Annotated in this window: 3 tRNA genes and 3 rRNA genes; all 6 read left to right on the top strand. The window is 54.7% G+C overall.

From position 1 onward, the window contains the following. Positions 1-521, top strand: a 16S ribosomal RNA gene (locus tag BLS48_RS34005); the annotation flags it as partial. A 279-nt stretch (positions 522-800) separates the two neighbouring features. Next, positions 801-877 (top strand) — tRNA-Ile (locus BLS48_RS34000). A gap of 46 nt (positions 878-923) precedes the next feature. Beyond that, positions 924-999: transfer RNA gene (locus BLS48_RS33995), tRNA-Ala, on the top strand. A gap of 424 nt (positions 1,000-1,423) precedes the next feature. Then, positions 1,424-4,233 (top strand): 23S ribosomal RNA (locus tag BLS48_RS33985). Between the two features lie 152 nt (positions 4,234-4,385). Continuing rightward, positions 4,386-4,500 (top strand): 5S ribosomal RNA (gene rrf, locus BLS48_RS33980). A 160-nt stretch (positions 4,501-4,660) separates the two neighbouring features. Beyond that, positions 4,661-4,737, top strand: a tRNA-Met gene (locus BLS48_RS33975).

The following is a 4,737-nucleotide window of genomic DNA, read 5'->3' as shown; positions in this document are numbered from 1 at the left end:
CCTTCAGTTCGGCTGGACCGGTGACAGGTGCTGCATGGCTGTCGTCAGCTCGTGTCGTGAGATGTTGGGTTAAGTCCCGCAACGAGCGCAACCCTCGCCCTTAGTTGCCAGCATTAAGTTGGGCACTCTAAGGGGACTGCCGGTGATAAGCCGAGAGGAAGGTGGGGATGACGTCAAGTCCTCATGGCCCTTACGGGCTGGGCTACACACGTGCTACAATGGTGGTGACAGTGGGCAGCGAGACCGCGAGGTCGAGCTAATCTCCAAAAGCCATCTCAGTTCGGATTGCACTCTGCAACTCGAGTGCATGAAGTTGGAATCGCTAGTAATCGCGGATCAGCATGCCGCGGTGAATACGTTCCCGGGCCTTGTACACACCGCCCGTCACACCATGGGAGTTGGTTTTACCCGAAGGCGCTGTGCTAACCGCAAGGAGGCAGGCGACCACGGTAGGGTCAGCGACTGGGGTGAAGTCGTAACAAGGTAGCCGTAGGGGAACCTGCGGCTGGATCACCTCCTTTCTAAGGAAGAACTCTAATGGAAACGCTCATCTGATGAGCCTCTGCCTTTCAGTTCTCTTGGAACAAGACGGAAGAGAGTCACTCTTACCGTCGCGCATACCTTAAGCGGGTCTGCCGCCTTCGTTTCTCTTTCTTCAGCGAATGACTTTGACTTGCGCTCGCGCGCCGTACCGGCCTTCGGCCTGGCGCTCCGCGAGGGCGCGGCACGAGCCGCGACGGCCTGTCGGCCTTGCGAGACGTGCGTCTCGTTGGCGAAAGCCGATTAGCGGCGCAGTCTTAGGGCTTGTAGCTCAGTTGGTTAGAGCGCGCGCTTGATAAGCGTGAGGTCGGAGGTTCAAGTCCTCCCAGGCCCACCACTTCGCAATCCGCAAGGATTGTCGGATCACCTCTACAAAGGTATCAGGGGCCGTAGCTCAGCTGGGAGAGCGCCTGCTTTGCAAGCAGGATGTCGTCGGTTCGATCCCGTCCGGCTCCACCACTTGCGCAATCCCGAAGGGATTGTCGCGGTTCGCGACGATCCTGCGGATCGCGCGTTGGTGTCGAGTAGAGATGAGGCTGCCAGGCAAAAGTCATTCGTATAAAGGTTTGCGGCGAGCATCTTGCTCTCCGCCTGTTCTGTTTGACATCGTAAAGAGAAGATTTGTTCGAACTTCATGGATCGCAAGGTTCATGATTTGTCGCGGGAGACGCTCAATCTCCCGCATATGATGGGTTTGCCTAACCGCGCCCTCGAACCGATCTCGAGAAGCTGGTCTTTTTGTGCCAATGACATCGAATTGGATCCCGCACAGGATCTGGTTCAGGCGACAATTCCTTCGGAATTGCGCGGACGCTAATCCCGCAAGGGTTTGGCTGAAGCGACAATCCTTTGGATTGCGCGGGTGGGCATTGGCAATGAGAACGATCAAGTGTCTTAAGGGCAATTGGTGGATGCCTTGGCATGCACAGGCGATGAAGGACGTGATACGCTGCGATAAGCTACGGGGAGGTGCGAATACCCTTTGATCCGTAGATTTCCGAATGGGGAAACCCACCTAAGGTACTTGGAAAATCAGAGCAGCAGGGTGACTTGCTGCTGTGGTTTCCAAGTATCGATAATAGGTAACTTACCCTGAATACATAGGGGTAAAGTGGCGAACGCGGGGAACTGAAACATCTAAGTACCCGTAGGAAAGGACATCAACCGAGACTCCGGAAGTAGTGGCGAGCGAACCCGGACCAGGCCAGTGGCGATGATGAGACAAGCGGAACCTTCTGGAAAGTAGGGCCATAGTGGGTGACAGCCCCGTACGCGTAATGCAAATCATCGTCCTCGAGTAAGGCGGGACACGTGAAATCCTGTCTGAAATTGGGGGGACCACCCTCCAAGCCTAAGTACTCGTGCATGACCGATAGCGAACTAGTACCGTGAGGGAAAGGTGAAAAGCACCCCGACAAGGGGAGTGAAAGAGTACCTGAAACCGGTTGCCTACAAACAGTGGAAGCCCAAGGTTCGTCCTGGGTGACCACGTACCTTTTGTATAATGGGTCAGCGACTTAGTGTGACGAGCAAGCTTAAACCGCTAGGTGTAGGCGCAGCGAAAGCGAGTCTGAATAGGGCGTTCAGTTCGTCGCATTAGACCCGAAACCGAGTGATCTAGCCATGAGCAGGTTGAAGGTAAGGTAACACTTACTGGAGGACCGAACCCATAACTGTTGCAATAGTTCGGGATGACTTGTGGCTAGGGGTGAAAGGCCAATCAAACTCGGAAATAGCTGGTTCTCCGCGAAATCTATTTAGGTAGAGCGTCGACCGAATACCCCAGGGGGTAGAGCACTGGATGGGCTAGGGGTCCTCACCGGATTACCAAACCTAACCAAACTCCGAATACCTGGGAGTACTAGTCGGCAGACACACGGCGGGTGCTAACGTCCGTCGTGAAAAGGGAAACAACCCTGACCTACAGCTAAGGTCCCCAAGTTATGGCTAAGTGGGAAAGGATGTGAGGATCCCAAAACAACCAGGATGTTGGCTTAGAAGCAGCCATCATTTAAAGAAAGCGTAACAGCTCACTGGTCTAAATAAGGGTCTTTGCGCCGAAAATGTAACGGGGCTAAAGCCATACACCGAAGCTTAGGGTTTGGTCCGCAAGGGCCAAGCGGTAGCGGAGCGTTCTGTAAGCTGATGAAGCCATACCCGTGAGGGGTGGTGGAGGTATCAGAAGTGCGAATGCTGACATGAGTAACGTAAGGGGAGTGAGAGACTCCCCCGCCGAAAGACCAAGGGTTCCTGCTTAAAGCTAATCTGAGCAGGGTTAGCCGGCCCCTAAGACGAGGCGGAAACGCGTAGTCGATGGGAACCACGTTAATATTCGTGGGCTTGGAGGTAGTGACGGATCATTGAGGTAGTCCAATCTTATCGGATTGAACGGGCTGCTGCGTGGTTCCAGGAAATAGCTCCTCCTTATAAACCGTACCCGAAACCGACACTGGTGGTCTGGTAGAGTATACCAAGGCGCTTGAGAGAACTATGCTGAAGGAACTCGGCAAATTGCACGCGTAACTTCGGAAGAAGCGTGACCCTTTTCTACGCAAGTAGAGGAGGGTGGCACAGACCAGGGGGTAGCGACTGTTTATCAAAAACACAGGGCTCTGCGAAGTCGCAAGACGACGTATAGGGTCTGACGCCTGCCCGGTGCTGGAAGGTTAAGAGGAGGGGTGCAAGCTCTGAATCGAAGCCCCAGTAAACGGCGGCCGTAACTATAACGGTCCTAAGGTAGCGAAATTCCTTGTCGGGTAAGTTCCGACCTGCACGAATGGCGTAACGACTTCCCCGCTGTCTCCAGCATAGACTCAGTGAAATTGAATTCCCCGTGAAGATGCGGGGTTCCTGCGGTTAGACGGAAAGACCCCGTGCACCTTTACTATAGCTTTACATTGGCATTCGTAGTGGCATGTGTAGGATAGGTGGTAGGCTTTGAAACCTGGGCGCCAGCTCAGGTGGAGCCACCCTTGAAATACCACCCTTATTACTATGGATGTCTAACCGCGGCCCGTTATCCGGGTCCGGGACAATGTATGGTGGGTAGTTTGACTGGGGCGGTCGCCTCCTAAAGAGTAACGGAGGCGCGCGATGGTGGGCTCAGAACGGTCGGAAATCGTTCGCTGAGTGCAATGGCATAAGCCTGCCTGACTGCGAGACTGACAAGTCGAGCAGAGACGAAAGTCGGTCATAGTGATCCGGTGGTCCCGCGTGGAAGGGCCATCGCTCAACGGATAAAAGGTACGCCGGGGATAACAGGCTGATGACCCCCAAGAGTCCATATCGACGGGGTTGTTTGGCACCTCGATGTCGACTCATCGCATCCTGGGGCTGGAGCAGGTCCCAAGGGTATGGCTGTTCGCCATTTAAAGCGGTACGTGAGTTGGGTTCAGAACGTCGTGAGACAGTTCGGTCCCTATCTGCCGTGGGTGTAGGAATATTGAAAGGATCTGTCCCTAGTACGAGAGGACCGGGATGGACGGATCTCTGGTGGACCTGTTGTGGCGCCAGCCGCATAGCAGGGTAGCTATATCCGGACGGGATAACCGCTGAAGGCATCTAAGCGGGAAACCCACCTTAAAACGAGTATTCCCTGAGAACCGTGGAAGACGACCACGTTGATAGGCCGGGTGTGGAAGAGCGGCAACGCTTGAAGCTTACCGGTACTAATAGTTCGATCGGCTTGATCGTTCTCATTCCTTATGCCCATCGTGAAACACGATGGATGGCACAACAAGACCAGCGAACAGCTCCGAGAGAGTACCAGGATAGGATCTCCCTATTGGCTACTCCCTCATCGCTCTTCGCTCAAAAAGCTTCTCGAATAACGTGCGTTTTGCCGACCTGGTGGTTATGGCGGAGCGGCTGCACCCGATCCCATTCCGAACTCGGCCGTGAAACGCTCCAGCGCTGATGGTACTTCGTCTCAAGACGCGGGAGAGTAGGTCGCTGCCAGGTCTGCCAAACGCACGTTAAACTCACATCCAGGATCAAAATGATCCCGGATGGAGAGAAATCTTCTCTCTACGAACAGGCCCGCCAACGGGATCCCGGGCCGCGTAAGCGGCCCTTTCATTTGGCGACATGCTTTCCAGGCAGCGATCGCTGCAACGGTTGACGCGGGGTGGAGCAGCCCGGTAGCTCGTCAGGCTCATAACCTGAAGGTCACAGGTTCAAATCCTGTCCCCGCAACCA

This window comes from Mesorhizobium qingshengii (assembly GCF_900103325.1).
GTDB classification, from domain to species: domain Bacteria; phylum Pseudomonadota; class Alphaproteobacteria; order Rhizobiales; family Rhizobiaceae; genus Mesorhizobium; species Mesorhizobium qingshengii.
Note: the sequence above shows the minus strand (reverse complement) of the source record. Positions and strands in the feature narration are given on the sequence as shown.